The 23,726-nt window shown below is 61.2% G+C and carries 19 protein-coding genes; 10 read left to right on the top strand and 9 right to left on the bottom strand.

Annotated elements, in window-relative coordinates; genetic code table 11:
* From trbB to ACODSR_RS06765, 4 genes are all read right to left on the bottom strand, one after another.
* Complete coding sequence (gene trbB, locus ACODSR_RS06780) at nt 1–1,017, bottom strand: P-type conjugative transfer ATPase TrbB (protein ID WP_489075022.1); 1,017 nt, start codon at nt 1,015–1,017, stop codon at nt 1–3.
* Nucleotides 1,017–1,421 (bottom strand): CopG family transcriptional regulator, encoded by a 405-nt coding sequence (locus tag ACODSR_RS06775; protein WP_093019482.1) that lies wholly within the window; start codon nt 1,419–1,421, stop codon nt 1,017–1,019. The genes trbB and ACODSR_RS06775 overlap by 1 nt, the downstream gene beginning before the upstream one ends.
* 7 nt (nt 1,422–1,428) lie before the next feature.
* A complete protein-coding gene (locus ACODSR_RS06770) occupies nt 1,429–3,453 on the bottom strand; it encodes a conjugal transfer protein TraG (RefSeq protein ID WP_489074905.1) in 2,025 nt (674 codons plus the stop codon).
* A 360-nt stretch (nt 3,454–3,813) separates the two neighbouring features.
* Complete coding sequence (locus ACODSR_RS06765) at nt 3,814–4,665, bottom strand: HEPN domain-containing protein (RefSeq protein ID WP_489074903.1); 852 nt, start codon at nt 4,663–4,665, stop codon at nt 3,814–3,816.
* A gap of 277 nt (nt 4,666–4,942) precedes the next feature.
* On the opposite strand from ACODSR_RS06765, the gene ACODSR_RS06760 reads away from it, so the two are divergent.
* From ACODSR_RS06760 to ACODSR_RS06715, 10 genes are all read left to right on the top strand, one after another.
* Complete coding sequence (locus ACODSR_RS06760) at nt 4,943–6,130, top strand: Fic family protein (protein ID WP_489074901.1); 1,188 nt, start codon at nt 4,943–4,945, stop codon at nt 6,128–6,130.
* Between the two features lie 93 nt (nt 6,131–6,223).
* On the top strand, nt 6,224–6,484 hold the full coding sequence (locus ACODSR_RS06755; protein ID WP_489074899.1) for a type II toxin-antitoxin system prevent-host-death family antitoxin: 261 nt from the start codon (nt 6,224–6,226) through the stop codon (nt 6,482–6,484).
* Complete coding sequence (locus tag ACODSR_RS06750; protein ID WP_489074897.1) at nt 6,484–8,493, top strand: type I restriction-modification system subunit M; 2,010 nt, start codon at nt 6,484–6,486, stop codon at nt 8,491–8,493. Before ACODSR_RS06755 ends, ACODSR_RS06750 begins: the two co-directional genes overlap by 1 nt.
* A complete protein-coding gene (locus ACODSR_RS06745) occupies nt 8,490–9,788 on the top strand; it encodes a restriction endonuclease subunit S domain-containing protein (protein ID WP_489074895.1) in 1,299 nt (432 codons plus the stop codon). The genes ACODSR_RS06750 and ACODSR_RS06745 overlap by 4 nt, the downstream gene beginning before the upstream one ends.
* A complete protein-coding gene (locus ACODSR_RS06740) occupies nt 9,785–11,032 on the top strand; it encodes an AAA family ATPase (RefSeq protein WP_489074893.1) in 1,248 nt (415 codons plus the stop codon). Before ACODSR_RS06745 ends, ACODSR_RS06740 begins: the two co-directional genes overlap by 4 nt.
* A complete protein-coding gene (locus ACODSR_RS06735; RefSeq protein WP_489074891.1) occupies nt 11,029–11,652 on the top strand; it encodes a retron system putative HNH endonuclease in 624 nt (207 codons plus the stop codon). Before ACODSR_RS06740 ends, ACODSR_RS06735 begins: the two co-directional genes overlap by 4 nt.
* Complete coding sequence (locus ACODSR_RS06730) at nt 11,649–14,681, top strand: type I restriction endonuclease subunit R (protein ID WP_489074889.1); 3,033 nt, start codon at nt 11,649–11,651, stop codon at nt 14,679–14,681. The genes ACODSR_RS06735 and ACODSR_RS06730 overlap by 4 nt, the downstream gene beginning before the upstream one ends.
* 131 nt (nt 14,682–14,812) lie before the next feature.
* Nucleotides 14,813–17,008, top strand: coding sequence for a ScoMcrA-related endonuclease (locus ACODSR_RS06725; protein ID WP_489074887.1), 2,196 nt, complete (start codon nt 14,813–14,815; stop codon nt 17,006–17,008).
* Nucleotides 17,005–17,751, top strand: coding sequence for a PGN_0703 family putative restriction endonuclease (locus ACODSR_RS06720; RefSeq protein ID WP_489074885.1), 747 nt, complete (start codon nt 17,005–17,007; stop codon nt 17,749–17,751). Before ACODSR_RS06725 ends, ACODSR_RS06720 begins: the two co-directional genes overlap by 4 nt.
* On the top strand, nt 17,748–19,079 hold the full coding sequence (locus ACODSR_RS06715; protein ID WP_489074883.1) for an McrC family protein: 1,332 nt from the start codon (nt 17,748–17,750) through the stop codon (nt 19,077–19,079). The genes ACODSR_RS06720 and ACODSR_RS06715 overlap by 4 nt, the downstream gene beginning before the upstream one ends.
* Before the next feature lie 90 nt (nt 19,080–19,169).
* Here ACODSR_RS06715 and rlxS read toward each other — a convergent pair whose 3' ends face one another.
* From rlxS to ACODSR_RS06690, 5 genes are all read right to left on the bottom strand, one after another.
* Nucleotides 19,170–21,158 (bottom strand): relaxase/mobilization nuclease RlxS, encoded by a 1,989-nt coding sequence (gene rlxS / locus ACODSR_RS06710; protein WP_489074881.1) that lies wholly within the window; start codon nt 21,156–21,158, stop codon nt 19,170–19,172.
* 341 nt (nt 21,159–21,499) lie between these two features.
* On the bottom strand, nt 21,500–21,859 hold the full coding sequence (locus tag ACODSR_RS06705) for a hypothetical protein (protein WP_489074879.1): 360 nt from the start codon (nt 21,857–21,859) through the stop codon (nt 21,500–21,502).
* Nucleotides 21,860–22,180: 321 nt separating this feature from the next.
* Entirely contained in the window at nt 22,181–22,795 is a 615-nt protein-coding gene (locus ACODSR_RS06700; protein WP_489074877.1) for a lytic transglycosylase domain-containing protein, read from the bottom strand.
* Nucleotides 22,783–23,355, bottom strand: a complete 573-nt coding sequence (locus ACODSR_RS06695; protein WP_489074875.1) for a S26 family signal peptidase — start codon at nt 23,353–23,355, stop codon at nt 22,783–22,785. The genes ACODSR_RS06700 and ACODSR_RS06695 overlap by 13 nt, the downstream gene beginning before the upstream one ends.
* A complete protein-coding gene (locus ACODSR_RS06690; protein WP_460989175.1) occupies nt 23,348–23,572 on the bottom strand; it encodes a helix-turn-helix transcriptional regulator in 225 nt (74 codons plus the stop codon). The genes ACODSR_RS06695 and ACODSR_RS06690 overlap by 8 nt, the downstream gene beginning before the upstream one ends.
* Nucleotides 23,573–23,726: the final 154 nt, after the last annotated feature.

Below are 23,726 nucleotides of genomic sequence, written 5' to 3'. Positions count from 1 at the left end.
TCAGTCTCCTTCAAAGTCGTGGTTGGGGTCTGGGAAGAGATCGACGACGGCGTAGCCGCCATCGGGGTCGAGGCCCGCGACGCATGCGATCGTCTCGATCCGCCGCGCGGTGCCGCGGCCGGCGATGAAGACGATTATGTTGATCGCCTCGGCAACCAGGTGGCGCGGCACGATGACCACGGCTTCCTGGATGAGCTGCTCGATCCGGTAGAGCGCGGAAGCGGCGCTGTTCGCATGGACGGTCGCGATTCCGCCGGGATGGCCGGTGTTCCAGGCCTTGAGCATGTCCAATGCCTCGCCGCCGCGTACTTCGCCGACGATGATGCGATCGGGTCGAAGGCGCAGCGTCGAGCGCACGAGATCGCCCATGGTGACGGCGGTGTTGTTGTCAGATGAGCTTGGCCGGGTCCTGAGCGCGACCGTGTCGCGCGCCGGCGATTGCAGCTCGCGGGTATCCTCGATCAGGATCACCCGTTCGTCGAGATGCGCCATTTCGGCGAGCAGCGCGTTGGCAAGCGTCGTCTTGCCCGAGCTGGTCCCGCCGGCGACAAGGATGTTGCGGCGATCGACGACGGCTTGACCCAGAAGGCGCGCGGCCTCCGCCGACATGATGCCGTCGGTCACATAGTCCGTCAGCGTGTAGATGCGGGCCGCAGGTTTGCGGATCGAAAAGCACGGGGCGGTCGAAACGGGCGGCAGGATTCCCTCGAACCGCTCCCCGGCGCCAGAACCAAGCGGCGGCAGTTCGGCCGACACGATGGGCTTCTCGCCATGGACTTCGGATCGGACATGGGATGCCACCAGCCGGATGATCCGCTCGACTTGGGCCGGATCGAGCTTCACGTCGGTATCGACGCGGCCTTCGCCGAGAATGTCGACCCGCAGCGCGCCGTCGGGATTGACCATGATCTCGATCACACGGCTGTCGGAGAGCGCGGCGGCAATCGCCGGTCCCATTGCGGTGCGCAGCATGGCACGGCGGCGTTCCGCGGAGACGCTTGTCGTCTGGGCGGACATCATGATGCGCCTCCGTCGGATTCGACGGGTGCCAGTGTGCGCTTGCCGCCCGCTATCTGGCGACCGACCTGGGAGACGAACGCCTCGAACCGGTCACGCCCGATGGCGCGGGCCGCGGTATCGGCTTCGGGCAATGGCGCCGTCACCATCAACTGGTAGCGGACGAACAGCGACAGGCTTTCGAGCAGCACGTCGATGTCGCGTCGCGCGCCGGCGAGTTCGCGTGTCAGCCGGTCGAGGCGAACCTTCAGGAGGTCGTCGACTTCCTTGGTTCCCCGGCGCGCCAGCCAGTCCTTCAGTGCGTCGTTGACGAGGTGGCTCTTGTTGCCGCGCGGACCGGCGGCGAGCGCCTCCAGCGCGTCGCTGAGTTCGCGGTCGATATAGAGGTTCTGGCGGATCTTCATCGCAGCCTCAGAAATCCGGTATGAGGTCGCGCTTCGCGCCCTCGTTGATGGCATGGCCCCGCACGATGGCGTTTTGCCCTTGCGCCTGGTCCATGGCGCGCTTGTCGGCGGCGACATCGTCGTCGTCGGGCACGATCTGGGGATCGCGCGTGTCGGCGGGGTCGGTTGCCTTGGAGACCTGTTCGGGAAGGCCGGGATGGCGCTGCTGCTGCATGCCGCCATCGTCCTCGCCACCCGCGGCATCCTCGGCTTGGTGCAGGCGGGCGTCGATGCCGCGCACCTGATCGGACCAGTCGTCTCCGCGCGGCTTCGGCCGATCGGCATATTGACCCGATGCCAGCACCGGCGCCGGTGCCACGCGCGCAGCGAAATTGCGGTCGCGGAAATAGCGCAATTTGCGGGCCCGGATCGGCGCGAGACCGGACACCAGCACGAGCTCTTCGTCGGGCGAAAGCTGCATGACCTCGCCCGGCGTCAGGAGCTGGCGGGCGGTCTCCTGGCGGCTGACCATGACATGGGCGAGCCAAGGGGCGAGCCGGTGCCCGGCATAGTTGCGCATTGCGCGCTGCTCGGTCGCGGTGCCGAGCGCATCGGAAATGCGCTTCGCGGTGCGTTCGTCATTGGTCGCGAAGGCAACGCGGACATGGCAATTATCGAGGATTGCGTTGTGGTCGCCATACGCCTTCTCGATCTGGTTGAGGCTCTGAGCGATCAGGAAGGCGCGGATGCCATAGCCGGCCATGAAGGCAAGGCTGGTCTCGAAGAAATCGAGACGGCCCAGCGCCGGAAACTCGTCGAGCATCATCAGGAGTTGGTGCCGGCGCGAGGATGTACCGGGCTGGTCCAGTCGCTCGGTGAGCCGGCGGCCGATCTGGTTGAGCACAAGGCGGATCAGCGGCTTGGTACGGCTGATGTCCGACGGCGGAATGACGAGATAGAGTGACAGCGGTTGGTCGGCCTCGATCAGGTCGACGATCCGCCAGTCGCATCGCGAGGTGACCTCGGCGACTGTTGGATCACGATAGAGGCCTAGGAAGGACATGGCCGTCGACAGCACGCCGGAGCGCTCATTCTCGCTCTTGTTGAGGAGTTCGCGCGCGGCGGAGGCGACGACGGGATGGACTCTGGGGTTCTTGTCGTCGCCGAGATGATTGGTCGTCATCATCCGGCGGAGCGTGGCGACGAAGCTGCGCTGCGGATCGGACAGGAAGGTCGCGACGCGCGCGAGCGTCTTATCCTCCTCGGCATAGAGGATGTGGAGGATTGCACCGACCAGCAGCGAATGGCTGGTCTTCTCCCAATGGTTGCGGCGTTCGAGCGCGCCTTCGGGATCGACCAGGATATCGGCGATGTTCTGGACGTCGCGCACTTCGTCGATGCCACGCCGGACCTCGAGCAGCGGATTATAATGCGCCGATGCGGCGTCGGTCGGGTTGAAGAGAAGACAGTGCGAGAAACGCGCGCGCCATCCGGCGGTCAGCGTCCAGTTCTCACCCTTGATATCATGGACGACGGTCGAGCCGGTCCAGGACAGCAAGGTCGGAACGACGAGGCCCACGCCCTTGCCCGATCGCGTTGGCGCAAACGCCATGATGTGCTCAGGGCCGTCATGGCGGAGATAGCGGCCGCCAAGCGTGCCGAGCATGACGCCTGCGTCGCGATGCAGCCCGGCGCGCTCGATCTCGCGGGGGCTTGCCCAGCGCGCCGAACCGTAGGTGGTGACGTTGCTCGACTGGCGCGCGCGCCACAGCGAGCCCAAGATCGCCGCCGCGCAGCCGACGAAGCCGCTGGCGCCAGCCAACATGCCGGCCTTGTCGAACACGATGGGGGCATAGGCGTCGTAGTGATACCACCAGCCGAACAGCGCCCAGGGATGATAGATCGGAACGGCGCCGAGCCGGAACCACGGCAACCCCAGTTCGGGCTGATAGGCCAGCATCGCCGCAGCCCATTGCGTCGCGGCCCAGACCCCTGCGATCACGATTGCGAAGACGACAAGGATCTGGCCGATAAGCAATTTGGTGGGTGTCACGTCGAGGCTCCCGCCCTCCGGACAGGACCGGCTCGGGCGGATTCAGACTCGGGGACAGGCTTGAAAAACGGAACGGGGCTGATGGGAGCAGAAGGGCTCGCGTCGGCCAGCTTTGGCCGAGTGGGGGAACCGGAAGCTATCCGGCAGGCGCCGTCCGACCCTCCTGAAGCGCGAATGATGCCAGTTTGATCCCGCTGCCACGTCGGTCAATCAAGAGATCAATTTCCATTGAGAGTCGCGCATGACACCGCCAACGCTGTATACAAATCGATCGGGACGCTGGTGACGCTCCGCCCTCCCGCCGTTCCGCATCGATGCTGTCAAAGCTATTCCGAGACAGCCCTCGGCAAATGGCGGCGCCTAGAGGCCCGCGTCGCTCCTGAGCGTTTCGATGCGCTCGCGAGATATTACCTCGACGATGTCGCGTAGCGAACGGACCGACTGCGATAGGGCGTCCAGATCGTCATTACCGATCTCGTAGCTGGCCGAATAGCGCGCCTCCACATACGCGCGCTTCAGAAGTTCGAAGCGACGGCGGTCGATTCGGGTCGCGCGCGTCCACGCCTGAATCAGCCGCGGCTCGCTGTCCTCGGCCAGCGACCGTAGGAATTTGATGTTGTGCGAGCGCGGGAAATAGAGCGTGCGAACGAGCAGAAAGCAGATGTAGGCCCGTTCCGTCGCCTGATGCAGCGTGAATGCCGCGTCCTTCCGCTTGCCCTTTTCGATGCAGAATTCAGCGATCTCTATCGCGTCATTCACTTTCGCAAGCCAATCCGAGAAATAGGCATGTGCCATCTCATAGGCATCGGCGGCCGTCAGCGGCTGCGGCGTGGCAAGTGCGCTCCCGGGCAATTCGTAGAGAACGATCCCGTCGCGGGCGATATCGACCCAGAAATATTCACCCCGGCTCAGCGCCTGGTTCACCTCCTGCAGCGTGTGGACGATGATGTTCACCGGCCGCGCAATCGCGGTATCGCGCAGGATTTTGTCCTCGGCGACATACCAGTAGTCGGCAATGTCGGTAAGGTCGGGATGGCTGACGATGACTAGCAGGTCGTAGTCGGACTGGTAGCCATTCTCGGGTTCATCGACCCAATCATCCCGCGCGTAGCTGCCAAACAGGATGACCTTGAGGATGCGGCCATTCTTCTTCCACGGCTGGTTCGCGCGCGCGGTCGCTTCGGCGAACTCGCCCATCAGCAATTGCTTCACCCGATCCAGTTCGCCTTGCTGGATCGAGGGCAGATGATCGACATCAGAGCGCACGGCGGCGATTCTCGCGAGAGACCAAGCGCTTGGCAAGCCTTGACCACGCGCAAGGGCACGTCGATGGTACCGCCTCACGCACGAGCGCAGCCTCGTAGATATCGAAGACGCCTGCGCATCACCCCGTCGTCTCCCTTATTTAAGCCCGCTTACCTTAGCCTGTTTGCTAATTAAGCCAAGAGCCAGTTGCTTAAATAAGAGACTCTCCGCATATTGGGTCCGCATGGTTGATCCCGAATCCAATCTGCGGCTGGGCCGCTTCGTTGAGACCCCCGTTGCGGGCGAAGTTGTGCGGGCCTTCGTACCGCCGCCGCTTCCACCAGCGCCACCCGTCGATGTGCTGGGCCTGCTCGATCGCCTCAGCCTGGCCGAACGCGCATTGGGTCGCCTCGACGGCATCACCATGCTCCTGCCGCGCCAGGAACTCTTCCTCTACATGTACGTGCGAAAGGAAGCGGTGCTGTCCTCACAGATCGAGGGCACGCAATCGACCTTGTCGGACCTGCTCCGCTTCGAAACCGAGGCGCAGGCCGGCCAGCCGATCGACGATATCCGCGAGGTCTCGAACTACGTCGACGCTATGATGTACGGGCTCGATCGGCTGGAAGAACTGCCGCTGTCGCTTCGTCTCATCCGCGAGATGCACGAACGCCTACTGCAAAGCGGCCGCGGCGGCACCAAAAGCCCCGGCGAATTCAGGCGATCACAAAATTGGATCGGCGGCACGCGCCCCGGCAACGCGCTGTTTGTGCCACCGCCGATTACGGAACTCGATGGCTGCCTGGATGCTCTCGAACGCTTCATGCACGAGAGTGAATCTCGCCTGCCCGCGCTGATCAAGGCGGGCCTCCTCCACGTTCAATTCGAGACGATCCACCCGTTCCTTGATGGCAACGGCCGCATCGGGCGCCTGCTGGTGACGCTGTACCTTTGCGTCAACGGTGTACTGCGCAAGCCGCTGCTCTACCTCAGTCTATATCTGAAAACCCACCGGACCGACTATTACCGGCTGCTTCAGGAGGTGCGCGAGCATGGCGCATGGGAGGCCTGGCTCGACTTCTTCCTGGCCGGCGTAGCAGACACAGCCAACCAAGCTTTCGATGCAGCTACCCGCATCGTCGATTTATTCAAGGAAGATCGCGAACGGATCACAGCCCAGAGCGACCGTGCTGGATCAGCGTTGCGCGTCCACGACCTTTTCCAGCAGAACCCGTTTCTGACCGCGAACCAACTGGTCGAACGGACGGGACTGTCGGCACCGACCGTTAACGCGGCGCTCGCAGACTTGGAGCGCTTGAGGGTGGTCGAGGAGATCACCGGAAGGAGACGCGGTCGCGTCTTCAGTTACCGCCGATATCTTGGAATTCTCAGCGAGGGCACCGAGCCTTTATCCTCCCGCGCTATGGGATGACGGCTTAGTCCGAGGATCCGGAATGGCTCCTTCGAATAAATTCAGGGGCTTTAATCACGATGTTACAAAATCACTGAGTGGCCACGTGGCTCCATGGCCATGTGTACCGCGGAAATGAGCTTTGCCGATCAACCCATTATGGCTAAAGTAGCTCCAACTCTGGAGGGGCACATGCAGCACATGCAGCACATGTCGGCGCGCGACGCCAAGAATGGCTTTGGTCGGCTGATCGATTTGGCCCGGGCCGCACCTGTGTCCATCGACAAATACGGAAGGCCGGTCGTCGTGGTCCTGTCGGTGGAGGAATACGAGCGGCTGACAACACATAACGAAAAGAACGGAACGAACGCCTGATGGCCACCCATACTGATCTTGCCAACCTGATCTGGGACATCGCCAACCTGCTCCGCGGCCCCTATCGCCCGCCGCAATATGAACGGGTGATGCTGCCGCTTGTCGTCCTGCGCCGCTTCGATTGCGTGCTGGCCGATACCAAGGATGCCGTAGTTGCCGAGGCCAAGCGCCGTGCGGGCGGCAAGATCGAGGGCGATGCACTCGACAGCAAGCTGAATGCCGTTGCGGGCCACCGCTTTCACAACCGCGCGCCCTATGATTTCAAAAAGCTCCTGGGCGACCCGAATGACCTTCGGCAGCACCTGCAAACCTACATCAACGGCTTTTCTGTCAATGTCCGAAAGATTTTCGACTATTTCGAGTTCACTGCTGAAATTGAGCGGATGGACGAGGCAGGAATCCTATTTCTGATCGTGCAAGCAATCGCCGGCGTCGATCTTCACCCCAACAAGGTCAGGAATGACCAGATGGGGCTTCTGTTCGAAAATCTGATTCGGCGCTTCAACGAACTGGCGAACGAAACGGCTGGCGATCACTTCACCCCGCGTGAGGTGATTACGCTCATGGTTGATCTGCTGTTCAACGATGATGACGACCTGTTCGTCAAGGAAGGTGCTGTTCGCACGATCCTTGATCCTGCGTGCGGCACGGGCGGAATGCTGGCTGAAGCGCAGGCCTATATGCGGCGGCATAACTCGCCAGCAAAGCTCTACGTCTATGGACAGGATTACAACAAACGCGCCTTCGCTACTGCTGCGTCTGACATGCTAATGAAGCAGGTTGACCATAACGGTCATGGCGAGAACATTCAGTTTGGCGACACCTTCACCGACGACAAGTTCGCGGAAAAGGGCAAGGACCGGTTCGATTACTTCATCGCCAACCCGCCGTTTGGCGTGGACTGGAAAAAGCAGCAGCGCGAGATTGTGCAAGAGCATAATCGCGGCAAATCGGGCCGGTTCCATGCCGGCCTGCCGCGCGTGAACGATGGATCACTGTTGTTCCTCCAGCACATGATCTCGAAGTTCGAGGATGTTGACCCGGCGAAGCAGAAATACGGCTCGCGCGCCGCGATTGTCTTTAGCGGTTCGCCGCTGTTTACCGGCGGCGCGGGCGGCGGGGAAAGCAACATCCGCAAGTGGATCATCGAAGAGGACATGCTGGAGGCGATCGTCGCCCTGCCGGAACAGATGTTCTACAACACCGGCATCGGCACCTACATCTGGATCGTCACCAACCGGAAGGCCAACGCACGCAAACGCAAGATTCAGCTGGTCGATGCGCGCGACACCTGGATCCCCATGCGCCGCAGCCAAGGCGACAAGCGCCGTAAGATCGGCGAAGGCCCGGCGCTGCCAGGCGAAGATCGCGCCGACGAGCCGGACCAGATCGCCGAGATTGTTCGCCGTTACGGACAGTTCGCCACCAGCGAACAATCGAAGATCTTCGACAATGAGGATTTCGGCTATACCCGCGTCACGGTGGAGCGGCCCCTGCGGCTGCGCTACCGGATGACGGTGGAGGACAAGGCTCGCTTCCTCGATGCCGCGCCGCACCTGCTCGATGATGTGCAGGCCATCGACAAAGGGCTTGGCCGCGAACCGCTGATGGACTGGAATGCCGCGTCAAAGGCCATTGAACGGATCGTCAAGCAGCGCGGATCGAAGTGGCGCGCGGCGGACGAGAAGCTGTTCCGCAGCGTGTTCACCGACAAAGCCCCTGCGGCGGAAAAGGTGCGCAAGGGCAAGGGTTTTGAACCCGATCCCGATCTGCGCGATTTCGAGAGCATCCCGCTCAAGGTCGATATAGACGCCTTCTTCGCTCGCGAAGTGCTGCCCCATGTGCCCGATGCCTGGATGGACCGGACCAAAGACAAGGTCGGCTATGAAATCAACTTCAACCGTCAGTTCTACAAGTTCACCCCGCCCAAACCGCTGACGATGATCGATGCCGAGCTGAAAGAGGCGGAAGATGAAATTTTGCGCCTATTGCGTGAGGTGACGGAGTGAGCGCCGTCGAACAACTGCGTCAAATGATGCCAATGCAGTGGCGGTTGAAGCCATTGCGATCAGTCGCCGAATACCAGGTCAGCAACGTCGACAAGCTCGTTGTTGAAGGTGAAGAGCCCGTTCGCCTTTGCAACTACGTCGATGTCTACCACAATGAAGTGATCGATCTCGACATATCCTTCATGCCGGCGACAGCCACTCCAGGGGAAATCGAACGATTTGGCCTCAAGGTCGGCGACGTTCTGATTACTAAAGACTCCGAATCCTGGGATGATATCGGCGTCCCGGCGTTAATTGGCGAAACAGCCCCAGACCTAGTTTGCGGTTATCACTTGGCGATGATCCGTCCTGATCCCGATCAGATCGAAGGTGAATTTCTGCTCCGGTGTTTGCAGGCGAAACCCGTTGGGATTCAGCTTGAACTCGCTGCGAATGGGATCACTCGTTTTGGCATTCCGAAAGCTGCGATTGGCAGCATGTCGATTCCAGTGCCGCCGCTTCACGAACAAAGGCGGATAGTCGATTATGTAGCGAGCCGGATCTGCGACATCGACGCCCTGATCGAGGCCAAGCAGAATCTGCTGGGCCTGCTGGTCGAGAAGCGGCGGACGCTGGTGGCAGAGGTGATCATGCGCGGGCTGGATCGCTCCGTCCCCTTGCGCCCCTCCGGCATCGACTGGCTCGGCGATATACCGGCGCATTGGGAGGTCCGTCGTAGCAAATGGCTTTTTGACGAGCGCGACGTTCGGAGCGCAACTGGCGAGGAGACCCTCTTTTCCTTGCGGATGGAGCGCGGACTGGTGCCGCACAATGATGTTTCGGAGAAGAAAACGCTGCCCGAGGAGTTGGTTGGATATAAAATCGCACGGCAAGGCGAACTGGTCGTCAATCGTATGCGAGCGGCAACCGGACTGATCGCGATTGCGCCGGAATATGGTTTGGTCAGCCCCGACTACGCCGTATTCGTGCCAAGCGCAGCGATCGAGTGCGATTACTATGTAGAACTGTTCAAAACGACATTGCTCCAAGCCGTATTCCGGTCTGAATCAACCGGTCTCGGAACTGGATCGCAGGGATTTTTGCGCCTGTATTCTCAAAATTTTCTTGCGCTGTGGTTCCCCTATCCTCCGATTGGGGAGCAGCGGAAAATTCTTGCGCACCTGAATGTAGAGCGCGCCAAAATCGACAAGCTGGCAACCGCCACCGAACGCTCCATCGGCTTGCTGAAGGAACGCCGTAGCGCCCTGATCGCCGCCGCCGTCACCGGCCAGATAGACATTCCGGAGGCCGCATGAAGATCACCAAGCTTGATGTGACCAACCTGCGCGGCTTCGAACATGCCTCGTTCGATCTAGATCCGTCATTCACGCTGCTGGTCGGCGTTAACGGCGTGGGCAAGAGCAGCGTGCTGGAAGCATTGCGGATTTCCCTGTCGCGCGTGATGCCCAAGTTCACGACCAGCAAAGGTATACCGCTCGCTTTCGCCGAAGATGATACGCGCATCGGCAGTCCGGCCCTGACTGTCCGTCTGGACTTCCAGTTTGCCGATGGCGGACGCCATTTCTTGATGCACCTGCCGCGCGAAAAATATGTCGCGGATCAGGAAGGCTCCGTGCGGCAGGGGGTGATGACTTTGCCCGATCAGGAGGAAATGTCGCAGCCCTGGCCAAAGGTGGACAAGGACGGCAGCCAGCCGATGGCCCTGTTTTTCGGCATTCGGCGGTCTCACCCCACGGACGAGCGCATCAACACAGGCCGAACTGTCACCGGTCAAGCCATCGCCTATGCCGATGCGCTCTCCACTGCCCGCGCGCTGCACCTGGCCGACATGGCATCATGGGTTCTGGCGCAGGAAGCCTTGGCCGAAGAACTGCCGCGCGCACGGATGCACCTCGACGCCTTAAAATCCGCCGCCGCACGCTTTCTGCCAACCTGCACCGATCTGCGCGCCACCAATGAAAACGACAAACCGCGCCTGCTGATCACCAAGGACGGCGTGGAACTGGACGTGCGCCACCTTTCCGAAGGCGAACGCGGGATGCTGGCGCTTGCCCTCGACCTTGCCCGCCGCCTGTCGCAGGCCAATCCCGGATTAGACGATCCGGTGCGCGACGGCGTGGCGGTGGTGCTGATCGACGAGCTTGATATGCACTTGCATCCAAGCTGGCAGCGCCAGATTTCCGGCCTGCTGACCCAGACGTTCCGCAACTGCCAGTTCATTGCCACGACGCATTCGCCGCAGATTTTCGGTGAAATCAAACCCGATCAAATCCGCAAGATAGATGACGGTAAGGTCTATAGTCCGGGCCATTCCTATGGTGTCGATTCCAGCCGGTTGTTGGAAGAAGAAATGGGCACTCCGCCGCGCAATGCCGACGTCGCGGCAAAGCTGGACGTTATCGCATCGCTCATCGGCGAGGAGAAGGGTGCGGAAGCGCGGAAGGCCATCGACGCGCTCGCTGAGGAGATTGGCGACAGCGATCCCGAAATCACGCGCGCGCGCCTCTTGCTCGATTTCATGGATGAGGGCGACGAATGAGGGCTATCACAAAAGGCGATGAGCCCGCCTGCCTTACTGAGCACCGCGCTACCGAACACAGCTTCTACCAGAACTATCCGGGCAAGGATGCGCTGCGCGCCGCGCTTGTGGCCGAGCAGCGCGGGCTTTGCTGCTATTGCACGTCGCGCATTTCTGCCGACGGACGGGCGATGAAGATAGAGCACTGGCGTGGCCAGAGGGCTTACCCGCATCTGCAATTGAACTACGATAATCTTTTTGGCGCATGCCGGGGCGGCGAAGGCGAGCCGCTGCTCAATCAGCATTGCGATACCCGGAAGGGTGGCCGCGATCTGATGGTAAACCCGGCCAGTCTTGATCAGGACATCGTCAATGGTATCCGGTATCAATCGAACGGCGAGATACGATCAGATCACGTTCAACTTAATGGCGAAATTGACGATATTCTCGGCTTGAATGTTGCTGTTCTGAAAAACAACCGGAAAAGTGTTTTGGACGTTGTTCTTGCATGGTGGCAGAATAAAAAGCCAAATCATGCGCAGGTGCAGGCGCGCATCGATAAATTCGACAATGGCGTTGGCGAACTTGAGCCCTTCACCCCCGTTGCTGTCTGGTTTCTGAACAAGAGGTTGGCCGCATGACCCAGGTAAAGCCCGCCCGGCACACCGAAGAAGCGTTCGAAATCGTCGTCGAGAGCGTGTTGCTGGCGAATGGTTATGCCTCGATCGCATCGGACCAGTTCGACCGTGCATCCGCCATTTTTCCCGAGGCTGTGCTCGATTTCATCCGCGCCACTCAGCCAAAAGAATGGAAGGCGCTGGAGGCGCTCCACGGCGACAAGACCGGCGCGCAAGTACTGGCCGACCTGGTCAAGTGGATCGATGCCAACGGCTCCCTTGCGACCCTACGGCACGGCTTCAAATGCTATGGCAAGACCTTGCGCGTCGCGACCTTCAAGGCGGCGCATGGCCTGAACGCCGAACTGGAAGCGCGGTACGCCGCCAATATAGTCAGCGTCACCCGCCAGCTTCGCTATTCGGTCAGAAATGACAACGAATTGGATCTGGTACTGAGCGTCAACGGCATTCCGGTGGTGGCGATCGAGCTGAAGAACGCGATGACCCGTTCGACCGTAGAGGACGCCATCCGCCAGTATCGCAATGATCGCGACCCGCGCGAACCGATCTTTGAATTCAAGCGGCGCATTTTGGCGCATTTCGCGGTCGATACCGATGCCGTGTTCATGACCACGCGCCTTGCCGGTGCCGCCACCCATTTCCTGCCGTTCAATCGCGGGGACAATGGCGGCGCGGGCAATCCGCCGGACCTTAAAGGCCGAAGCTATCGTACGGCTTATCTGTGGGAACAGGCGTTGCAGCGCGACAGCCTGCTCGATCTGCTGGCCCGCTTTGTGCATTTGCAGACCGAGGAAAAGCGGGATGAGGCCGGGCGAAAGGTCAAGAAAGAGACTTTGATCTTTCCGCGCTATCACCAGCTTGAAGCCGTGCGCGAGCTGGTCGCGGCGGCAAAGGCGGACGGTCCCGGACACAATTACCTGATCGAGCATTCTGCGGGCAGCGGGAAAAGCAACACCATTGGCTGGCTGACTCACCGCCTTGCCTCATTGCATGATGACGCGAACGACCGCGTGTTTGACAGTGTTATCGTGATCACGGATCGCGTCGTGCTCGACAAGCAGTTGCAGGACACGATCTATCAGTTTGAGCACAAGCACGGCGTGGTCCAGAAGATCGATGATAACTCCCGGCAGTTGGCGGAAGCCCTGGAAGGGTCCGTGCCGATCATCATCACGACCTTGCAAAAGTTTCCATTCGTGTCGCGCCAACTCGTCCGCCTCGCTGAAGAGCGCGGTTCGGCCGGCGATGGGGTGCTCAAGACACGGCGCTTTGCGGTCATCATTGATGAAGCGCACAGCTCTCAGGGGGGCGAAGCGGCCACGGACCTCAAGGAAGTCCTCGGCGGTGAGCGCCTGCGCGAAGAAGCCCAGCGCTACCGGGCGGAAAACGACGATGTGGGAGAGGAAGAGCTATTTCGCAGCATGGCCAAGCGCGGACGCCAGGCCAACATTAGCTTCTTTGCCTTCACCGCCACGCCCAAGCACAAGACTTTGGCCGTGTTCGGCAAGGGCGGCAAACCAGCCCATCGCTACACGATGCGACAGGCCATCGAGGAGGGTTTCATCCTCGATGTGCTCAAGCATTACACAACTTACGCGACCTATTTCCGGCTGCTCAAGTCCAGTGACGACGACCCGAATGTCGTGCGGAAAAAAGCAGCCCTGGCGCTGGCGCGGTTCTTAAAGCTGCACCCGCACAACATTTCGCAGAAAACAGAAGTGATGGTCGAGCACTTCCATGCCGCCACCCAGCACAAAATCGGTGGCCGGGCAAAGGCGATGGTTGTGACGGGATCACGCCTGGAAGCGGTGCGCTACAAGCAGAGCTTCGACCTTTACATCAAGACCAAGGGCTATGCGATCAAATCGCTCGTCGCGTTCTCCGGCGCTGTTGATGACGACAAGCTACACGGTGTGGCATACACCGAAGAAGCTATGAATCTGGGCGTGCGCGAGAGGGAACTACCGGACGTCTTCGCGACATCGGAATACCAGGTTCTCCTCGTTGCGGAAAAATACCAGACCGGCTTCGACCAACCCCTCCTTCATACCATGTATGTGGACCGGAGGCTGTCGGGCATTCAGGCGGTCCAGACGCTGTCGCGCCTGAACCGCACCCACCCCTTCAAGGAAGATACGTTCATTCTCGATTTCGTAAATGATCGGGACGAAATTCAAGAGGCCTTCAAAACCTACTACGAAGGCGCAGAGATCGGTGAAGAAGTTGATCCGAGCCGCATGTACCAAATCAAAGGTGAGCTGGATTCCAGCGGCATTTATTCAGGCGTGGACATTGAAGATTTTTCGGGCATTTATTTCAAACCAAAGTTGAAGCAGAGTCCTGCAGATCATCAAAAGATGAATGCGATTATCGACCGCCCAGTCGGCAGCTTTACCGAAATCGTGAAGAGCGATCCCACGGAAGCCGAGGTGCTGCGCGGCAAGATTCTAGCGTTTTGCAGCCTGTATGGCTTCCTCAGCCAGATCATTCCGTATCAAGATTCTGATCTGGAAAGGTTGTATGTCTTCCTGCGACACCTCGCGGCAAAGCTACCCAAAAAAGGCGGCAGCCCGTCTTACCAATTCGACGATGAGGTCAGGCTGGATTACTATCGCCTGCAAAAGGTGAGCGAAGGGTCGATTAGCCTTTCCGAAGGGACTGCGAGGCAACTCGACGGGCCATCCTCCGTTGGGTCCAAAATTGCCAGAGACGAGCAGGTTCCGCTTTCACGGCTGATTGATGTCGTCAATGAACGCTTCGGCACGGATTTCAACAATGCCGACCAGCTCTTCTTCGATCAGATTGTGGAAGCCGCATTGGCAGATGCGAGCCTGCGACAGGCAGCCATCGCCAATCCGGGGGAGAAGTTCGAGCTACTATTCAAAAATTTGCTTGAAGCTCTCTTTGTGGAACGCATGGACCAGAATGAAGAGATATTTGCTCGATACATGAACGATAAGGCATTCCAGGGTCTGGTCACCAATTGGCTTTCAACGGAAGCATATTCAAAGCTCAGGTCGTCACTTGAGTAGGGGGTTTATGGGGACATTGGGCACAAACCATCCGCATGCGATTTTCGCTGCTCCGGTCACGGCATATTCTGCCGTGGCGGGTCGAATGGTATTCAGCGCCGCCGAATTATTGGATGATTGGGAAACATAAGATGCGTGAGGCTGAATTTCGGGCGTGGCTGGAGGCGCAGGATTACGAAGAAGCGACGGTTATCATGCAGATCAATCGCGTGCGGCGGATTGAGCAGAGTTATGGCGATCTCGATGCATTGGTAGAGAATGCCGGGCTTGAAAAGCTACAGCAACAGCTCGCCTATTCCAAGGCAGATGAGCGAGCGCAAAATCCCAACCCGGCCAAATTCCAGATCGATGGCAATATCTACAACAATATGGCAACCTATCGGAAGACGCTCGATTACTATCGGCAGTTTTCAGCAGGGGGCGGTGTACAACAAGCGGACGGCCAAAACATTACCGACGACGCCATTGAAGCGGCAATGGATGAGTTTGATGCTATCGGCCTCGAGGGTTTCAAGTCGCAATATGGTTTCGGCACGCCTCAGAAATACTGGGTGCGGCGGCCAAGCAACGGAAAGCTTTATCCTGCGAAGGCGATTGTGGGTGTCTCGCACGGACATATTCCTGGCGGCGTCCCACTGAAGGCGTCAGACTTCTACGGCGGTCAAGGGGAGCAGGCCGCCAACGGCATCTTGCGCAAGCTGGGTTATGAGATCGTAACGCGCGGGTTGACCACGCCCGACCGGATTGAGCTAAATGCGCCCGATGAAAGCAATGCCGTGACCATGCCCACCAACCTTATACTCTATGGCCCACCCGGTACCGGCAAGACATACAATACGGCGCTGGAGGCTGTGGCGCTTTGCGACGGCGAGGCAGACTATGCTTCCACCAGGCAGGGCCGGGCGGCCCTGATGGCGCGATACAATGAATTGCAACGCAAAGGCCGGATTGGGTTCGTCACCTTTCACCAGAACTTCAGTTACGAGGATTTCGTCGAGGGCCTACGCCCTCAGCAAGCGGAAGCTGACGAGGAAGGCGGGGCGGGAACGGGATTCAGTCTCGTACCACGTGATGGTGTCTTCAAGCAGATTTCCAAGGTGGCGGCGGAAAATAAGGGACAAGCGGTTACAACAGACCTGCCGCCGATGGATGGCAGTCGGAAGATATTCAAGATGTCGCTGGGGCGAAGTTGGTCATCTGAAGATGATGCGATCTTTGAAAACGCCCTTGTCGGCAAATATGTAGTGCTGGGCTGGGGCGGCAACGTCGACTGGTCGGACCCGAAATATGACGATTGGGAGGAGATCAAGAAACGCTGGCGTCAAGATCACCCCGATGCAAGCGGCAATGATCCCAACATGTCGCAGATGTACACCTTCCGAGCTAATATGGAGATCGGATCGATCATCGTCATCTCGGATGGAAACATGAAGTTTCGGGCGATTGCCGAGATCACCAGCCCCTATCAGTATCAGCCTGGCCCCGGCGGGGAATATAATCATCGGCGTTCGGTCCGCTGGCTCTGGCACAGTACGGAGAGCCTGCCCCGCGAACGCATTTACCGCAAATCGCTCAGTCAGGTGTCGGCCTATCAGATGCGCTCAGCCTCGGTTGAGTGGGAGGCGCTTGGCCAGATCATTTCCAGCAGCGGTGATGCTGTTGCAACCAGTGGTGAACCGGAATCCTATGTTCTGATCATCGACGAAATCAATCGTGCAAATGTTTCCAAGGTCTTCGGCGAATTGATCACCTTGATCGAGCCTGACAAGCGGGCCGGGATGGACAATGCGCTGAGTGTCAAGTTGCCCTACTCTGGCGAGACCTTTTCCGTGCCCACCAACCTGCATATCATTGGCACAATGAACACGGCGGACCGTTCCATTGCATTGCTCGACACCGCGCTACGGCGACGGTTCAATTTCCGGGAAATGGCACCGGAGCCCGGCCTTCTGGCGGATGCCAGCAAACGGACCGGGATTGATCTTGTCCGCGTACTCACCACCATCAACCAGCGCATCGAGTATCTGATCGACCGGGAGCACCGCATCGGGCACGCCTTCTTCATAGCCTGCGAGACGGCTCAGCAGGTTCACGCCGCCATGCGCGACAAGGTTATTCCGCTGTTGCAGGAATATTTCTTCGAGGACTGGAGCCGCATTCATGCGGTGCTGGGCGACGGGTTCATCCGCGAGGACAAACTCGATCCGCCACCGGGCATCGAGGGGGACCGGGTATCGAGTTGGTCCGTGCTTGCTCCCTTTAAGTCCGACGCATTCGAACGGTTGACCGGCAAAGTGGCGAATACGGCGGAGAAGCCTGGCGAGTGATCGACGAACTTGCCAATCACTTGCTCCCCGGTGTGCCTATCGATCGGGTTACTGCTGCGCTCGGCGTAGCGGCAGGGCAGGAATTGGCCTCGGGCAAGTTTGGCAGCCCCGAAAGCAGTTCGGCTTTGGCGGTCAATGGGTTCGGTCCCTTACTCGAAAGTCCGGGTACTTTGCCGCCGTTTCCGTGCCTTTACGATCTCGATTGGCCCGCGCTGTCCGTCGATATTGAGCGTCAGATGCGCCTTCCCTGGCCGGGTGGCCGACACCCGTGGCTCGATGCCGCCGTCGAAACTGCAACGCACCTGATCGGCGTTGAATCGAAGCGCTTCGAGCCGTTCCGCGATTCCAGGTTGGCAAAGCTGTCGCCCAAATACTCAACGCATCATTGGGATGAAGGTATGGAGCCGTGGTGCGCGATGCGTGACCGGTTGCATGCGGAACCTGTGGCCTTTCGCCATCTCGATGCGGCGCAACTGGTCAAGCACGGCTACGGCCTGGTGGCTGAAGCAAAGCGACGGGGAAAGACACCAGTCCTGCTCTACCTTTTTGCCGAGCCAACGGAAGGCCGCGCCATTTCGGCCAAAGCCTTTGCCGACCACCGGTCCGAGATCGCCAGATTTGCCGCCGGGGTAGCCGGTTCTGCGGTCCGCTTTGCCGCTTGCTCATGGCGTGAATGGTTGACCACTTTCCCGCCAAGCCTGACCGATCATGCCGATCGCCTCATTGCCCGGTTCCGCCCATGACGCATCTGACTGTCCACGAATGGGGGCGCACAGGCGTACATAATGGCACCGACCCCGCCCCGAAGGAGGCGTTCACCCGCAGCCAGGCGAATGCCCTTCTTCAGGCTGCCCGGTCCCATTCGCTGGCCAACCGGTCAGGGACCAATATCCTTGTAGATCGCTACAGCGAGATATGGGCCCAGCAGGTTGTCGGCGTGATTGCCGCGCCGGGATGCAGTCTTGAGATTCTACCTAAGATCGATGCGGCGTCGGATGAGAATGATGAGACAATCCGCAACCGCCTTGTCTCGATGCTCGATGTCGCGCTCGGTTTCAAGCTCGGAGACGGACAGGCCCTGGCGATGGCGCGCCAGAAGGAAACCCTGCTCGACATCCTGATCCGCCTGTTTGCTGATCGCCTGCTCGCCGAGACCCGGCGTGGCCTACCCCGCGCCTACATCGCGCAGGAAGAGGATCTCACGGCGCTGCGCGGTCGGCTCGCCGTCATCCGCCAATTCACACTCCATGCAGTGCGACCTGACCGGCTTGCGTGCCGGTTCGATACCTTGCTGCCTGACACGCCATTGCTGCGGATCATGAAAGCCTGCGTCCTGCTGCTGCGCCGCCACGCGCGCGCGCTGGAAACACAGCGGCGCCTTGATGAGCTGCGGTTTCTCCTGGCGGAGGTGAGTGATGTTCCCGTCAACGCCTTGCCGTGGACGCAGGTGCGCATCGACCGGACCAGCCGTCGTTGGGAGACGCTTTACAAACTTGCTAGGCTTTTCCTTAAACGGGAATGGCAGCGCACCAATCACGATGCCAAGGCGGATCAGGGCGTCACCTTGCTGTTCGCCATGAATGATCTGTTCGAAGCCTATATCGCGGCGCTCGCACGCAGGGCGTTGCAGGGTAGCGATCTGACAGTCCATTCACAGGGCGGATTGCGCTATTGCCTGATGGAGGAGGGTGAAGGCAGCAGGCAGCGCTTCCAGACAACGCCGGACATTCTCATCAAGCGGGATGGGCAGATCGTGATGGTGATCGACACCAAATGGAAGATGATTAGCCGAAATCCCGAAGACAAGAAGCGCGGCGTTTCGCAATCCGATGTCTACCAGATGATGGCCTATGCGCGGCTGTATCGGTGCCGCGAGGTGATGCTGGTTTATCCCCATCATGCCGGTCTTGGCGCTGGGGCGCTGGATGCAGGCTACGACATGAACGAAGGCGATGAACGGCTACGAATAGCGAGCGTCGATCTTTTGCACGGGGAGGCCGCAATTGCTCAGCGACTAGGAGATCTCATTTCTCAAACCAAGTTGCCGTACAAATCAACAGCCGCTGAATAGACGACCGGTTTTTGGGGGCGATCCCCGGCTTGGCTATAGCCGCCTTGCCGGCGCATTCGCCTTACGATGGGCACCCGCATGCCTCGACGATCACGAAATCCCGGGCCCGCTCCGCCTTCTTCCGATTGACCAACTGATGCCGTCACCGTGCATCAATCCCGAGACCGATTTTCCGACCTGCCGTTCCAGTGCAGGGCGCCACGGCACGAGCGTGAAATCACGGGATCGCTCGACCAGCGCGAAGCGCCCGCTGACGAGTTCGACCGGCCGGCGATAGACGCCCTCGATCCGGGCTCCCTCGGCAGCCTCCCGGAACGGCGTGTTCAGTTCGTCGGCGAGCTGGCTTGCAACCCGAAGCAGCTCACGGCGCTGGAGCGCCGCGAGCATGCCGCTCGGAAACGTCGTGCCGCCGCCCGTCTCCTCGGCAAAACCCTGCGCCACTAGCCACTGCCGGCGCCGCGCCTGGGCGTCGCGCAGATCATGGCCGAACCCAGCGTCGCGAGCAGGCACGGGCGCCCCCGACACCAGTTCGCGGTCGATCCAGGTCGCAGCCTCGACATCGACCAGCCGATCAAGCGGCTGTGCGGACAGCATTGTGATCGCGACGGGACGGTCCCGCAGCTTCGCCGTCTCATGGGCCGCCGCGCGATCGAGATGGTCCGGCGCAATGATCCAGCGACCGGACGGCTCGCGCTCGACGATGCCCGATATCCGCCGCATCGCCTCCAGCCGCCTGACATGAGTTTCGGCAAAGGCTTCGGTTGCGGTCGGATCGTGGCGCAGATGGGCGTCCACATCGTATCGTCCACCATTGGCGGCGGCGACCGCGGCGATCGTCCGATCCACGTCCCGCTCTTTCGGGCTGAGCGGATCGATCCGCACGATCGCACCACGCGGCAGGCTGGCATCGGTTTCCGTGCCTTTACCTATCGCCACATAATGGCTGCGCCCGTCCACACCGTCGACGACCAGATAATGGCGGTCGGCATGCTCGTCGGCGAGCCCGCGCGCCAGCACGCGACCGACCAGCGGGCGGGCATCGGGCGCGGCAGGGTCGTAGATCGCCTGGTCGGCCGGCGCCCGGGCAATCGCGGCGCGCGAAAATTCGCGCTGCATCGTGCGGATGATGTCGCCGCGTTCGCCCAATGCGCGGAGTGTATCGGCGAGGTCGGGCGCGAGCAGGAAACGGCCGGCACCGAGCGGTTCGGCCAGGCCCAGGCGCGACAGCTTCGCCAGCCGGCCGGCGCGCAGCGTCTGATCGAACGCGTCGCGACCGTTGGTTGCCACCACCCGCTCGGTGTCGGCCCCCTTGAGCAAGGCCCGGTCGATCGAGGTCAGGCGCTCCTGCTCGACTTCGGCGCGCAGCGTCTGCGCGATTTCGCAGTGCGTGCGCGGGCCAAGGTCGAGATCTACCAGCTCGGCGGCGCGCTCACGGATGCCGGTCGTCATATAGTCGCGGGCAATGACCAGGTCGGCGCCACGATCGTCCTTCCCGCGCACGACGATATGGGTGTGCGGATGGCCGGTGTTGAAATGGTCGACCGCCACCCAGTCGAGCTTCGTCCCAAGATCCTCCTCCATCCGGTCCATCAGCCGACGGGTCAGGGGTTTCAGATCGTCATATTGATCGCCGTCTTCGGACGAGACGATGAAACGGAACTGGTGGCGATCGCTTGTCCCCCGTTCGCCGAACGCCTTGCCATCGACGACGTCTGCATCGCGCCCGTAGAGCGAGCTGCGTTCGCCCTCGCGCGTCGTGCCGTCGCGCTGGAGATAGCGCAGGTGCGCGGCGGCAGCCGATACGCCCTTGCCGGCGAGCTTGACGATGCTTGCCTTGACGATGACGCGGCGGCTGTTCGACGCCCCGTGGCCGCCGCGGCTGGCGAGCAGCCGCCCGACCCCTGCGCCGCGCCCGATCCGGGTGCCCGAGAACGACCCTCGTGCGAGACCTGGGGCGGCGGCGGCGCTGCGCGCAAGATTGGCCGCGGCGAGGACGCGGCCGAGATAGCGCCGGGCGCGCTTGCCGCCCTGCTGGCGCTGGCGCCCAAGGCGCGGTTCAAAGCTGTCGTCGTCGGCCATTGTCCTGATTCCGGGGGCGTGGAAGGGCAAGCATGCCGCGCAGTCCGTGATATGAAAACCGGTGCCGCCGAAGAGGGCGGAATACCGCCGTTTCCCGGTGGAACGGCACTGGCCGGAAATAGCCAGTGCCGGTAACGGGTCCAAAAAACGATGTGTAGACAAAGGCTTATGGCGCACCAGTGCCATAGCTTTATCTTGCCTTACGCCGCTCTCCCAACTGAACCGCCCCTGCCGCCCGTTTTCACCATCCTGTTGCCCACCCATGTCGCCCGAGCCGAAGCAAAAAGAAGCCGGGACACGATGCCTGTCCGGCACCCTGTCCCGGCGTCTCCGAGCCCCGATCAATGCGTCGCCGTAAAGGCTTCGCGTGCCTGGCGTTCGCTCCTGAAGCTGCGCCGCCCCATCAATCCATGCGCGTTCCCATCGCCATCGACGATGCTCACCGCCACGAACCAGCAGCCATCCAGCCGGCCGACGATCGCCACCCGATCGAGTTCGAAATCCTCTTCGTCGATGCTCTCATACGCCCCGAGCCAACGCTCCGACGCCCTCGCATCCCACAGGAAATCGCTCTCCTCCGCCTCCAGGAACCGCTGCGCCAGCGCTTCGCCAGCGCCCCGTCCAAACTCGATCTCGAGCCCTGCCACCAGCGTTGCCACCACGCGGTCCGACGCCGCACCGATGGATTGAAACATGGTCATGATCGCCTCCTTCGCTTGAAATCCTCCTCATTGAGGACAGCCCTCCGAAGACGGGTGACGGAGCGGCTGTCAGGGCCGCTGGAGGCGAAGCCGGAAGCGCCGCGCAGCGGCGGCGGAGGAACCGATTTTGTTGCGCTGAAAACAAACAAACTCGCGTGCGAAGCACGCTCTATCTCGCGGCAAAATTGGAGGGGCCGCCGGCCTTGCACAGCCGCTTCGGCGCCCGTCATACTCGGCCTTGCCGAGACGAGCCCCTCCAAAGTCTGCCAATGCGTCGTGTCCTTGCCGCCCGCACCCTTCGACGTTGCCGGATGTGCCGGGTCAGCGGGGTGCGCGAACCGCGAACAGGGAATCTGGCGGTTCATCCGGCCCGCGTGCTGGCGATGAATCTACGGAAGCGTTGCCGGTTCGAAGAGCGACGAACAATGTTGGTGGCGGCCGCTGCGGAAGGGATGGCAACGACACCGAAGGTGTGCCCGACACCTGCGCGAGATAGGCGCGCGTCTCGGTCGGCAGTGCGCGGCCCGTTGCCAGATGGGCGGCATAACGACCGGGACCGGCATTGTAGGCGGCGAACAGCCCAGGGTAGCCGAAGCGGTCATACATCGCGCGCAGATAGGCCGTGCCTGCGAGAATATTGTCATGCGGATCGTGGGGATTACCGCCCAGACCGTGCGCTGCGCGCATCGCCGCCCAAGTCGCTGGCATCAACTGCATCAGCCCCATTGCGCCCGCGTGGGATGTGATTGGTCGCCCGCCAAGCATGGTCTGACCACCGCTTTCGGCGCGTATCACCCGCTCGATCCAAACCACCGGCACCCCGAACCGCGCGGACGCCTCGGCGATCTCCGCCCGCCAGCGATCGAGAGGATCGGCGGCGGCGGGAGTCGCAACGAGAAGCGCGACAGCGAGCGCAAGCGGTTTCAACGCAGCCACAACGGGGTCGCCTTGCCGATCACATCCTGCGCCAAGGTCGCACCGAAATAGCGTCCGTCGAACGAGTCCGGGGTTTCCGCCATGAGCAGGAAGACCATGCCCGGTCCGAGCCGGATGCAGCCCTGCCATGCGGGCAGTGGACGGCCCACCGTATCGGCGACGCGGCGTTTGGCGACCGGCCCTCCGTTCACCGTCACCACCCGATCGACCGCGCAGATCGTGTCTCCGGCAATGCTGGCAACGCGCTTCACTAGCGGCACGTTGCTGGGCAGATAGTGGCGGCTCGCGGCCAGCTGCCGCGCTTCGGCCGGTGGCCACGCGATCACCATGTCGCCGCGTTTGAGCACCGCACCGGGCGACACGGCATAGAGGCCGATCGGCGCGCTGGCGCTCGCGTTCCAGACCAGCCGGGGCAGAGGTGGCAGCGCGATCGTGGCGCCGAGGCAGCCGATACCGACGCCGAGCAACGCGGCGCGGCGGCGCAGCTTTGCTCGGCGTGCGCGGGCGGCACGCAGCGCGTTGCCCCAGGCGAAGAGCGGCAGGTCGCGGCGCTCAACCACGGTCGCCTCCGCGCGCGCGGGCCGCCGACCACGCCTCGATATCGTCGATATGGTAGCGCCAGGTGCGGCCATGCAGGCGGCATTTTGGACCCGTTCCCGTCTGGCGCAGGCGCTTCAGCGTCGAGTAGGCGAGGCCGAGATGAAAGGCTGCCTGCTTGGCGGTGAGGAAGGGGCAGGTCTCGCGCGCGGCCTGCGCACGTTCGGCAGTATCGTCCATGATTCCAGTCCATCCGTGCCGGTGCATCGTGCGCCGGCTGATGAGCGCGGATTGGATCGATCCGGCCGTCTTCGGCAGGGTCGCAAATCGACCCATGCGATTCCGACCCCCCCCCGTTTCGGGCCGTTGGCGGTGCCCCGCGCCCTTGCGGGAC

The organism is Sphingobium sp. FG125 (genome assembly GCF_057809795.1).
Note: the sequence above shows the minus strand (reverse complement) of the source record. Positions and strands in the feature narration are given on the sequence as shown.

What these genes read in the sequence shown, in the direction of transcription:
- trbB (WP_489075022.1), bottom strand. Translation starts at nt 1,017, where the DNA reads ATGTCCGCCCAGACGACAAGCGTCTCCGCGGAACGCCGCCGTGCCATG.
- ACODSR_RS06775 (WP_093019482.1), bottom strand. Translation starts at nt 1,421, where the DNA reads ATGAAGATCCGCCAGAACCTCTATATCGACCGCGAACTCAGCGACGCG.
- ACODSR_RS06760 (WP_489074901.1), top strand. Translation starts at nt 4,943, where the DNA reads ATGGTTGATCCCGAATCCAATCTGCGGCTGGGCCGCTTCGTTGAGACC.
- ACODSR_RS06755 (WP_489074899.1), top strand. Translation starts at nt 6,224, where the DNA reads ATGGCCATGTGTACCGCGGAAATGAGCTTTGCCGATCAACCCATTATG.
- ACODSR_RS06750 (WP_489074897.1), top strand. Translation starts at nt 6,484, where the DNA reads ATGGCCACCCATACTGATCTTGCCAACCTGATCTGGGACATCGCCAAC.
- ACODSR_RS06740 (WP_489074893.1), top strand. Translation starts at nt 9,785, where the DNA reads ATGAAGATCACCAAGCTTGATGTGACCAACCTGCGCGGCTTCGAACAT.
- ACODSR_RS06735 (WP_489074891.1), top strand. Translation starts at nt 11,029, where the DNA reads ATGAGGGCTATCACAAAAGGCGATGAGCCCGCCTGCCTTACTGAGCAC.
- ACODSR_RS06730 (WP_489074889.1), top strand. Translation starts at nt 11,649, where the DNA reads ATGACCCAGGTAAAGCCCGCCCGGCACACCGAAGAAGCGTTCGAAATC.
- ACODSR_RS06725 (WP_489074887.1), top strand. Translation starts at nt 14,813, where the DNA reads ATGCGTGAGGCTGAATTTCGGGCGTGGCTGGAGGCGCAGGATTACGAA.
- ACODSR_RS06715 (WP_489074883.1), top strand. Translation starts at nt 17,748, where the DNA reads ATGACGCATCTGACTGTCCACGAATGGGGGCGCACAGGCGTACATAAT.
- rlxS (WP_489074881.1), bottom strand. Translation starts at nt 21,158, where the DNA reads ATGGCCGACGACGACAGCTTTGAACCGCGCCTTGGGCGCCAGCGCCAG.
- ACODSR_RS06705 (WP_489074879.1), bottom strand. Translation starts at nt 21,859, where the DNA reads ATGACCATGTTTCAATCCATCGGTGCGGCGTCGGACCGCGTGGTGGCA.
- ACODSR_RS06690 (WP_460989175.1), bottom strand. Translation starts at nt 23,572, where the DNA reads ATGGACGATACTGCCGAACGTGCGCAGGCCGCGCGCGAGACCTGCCCC.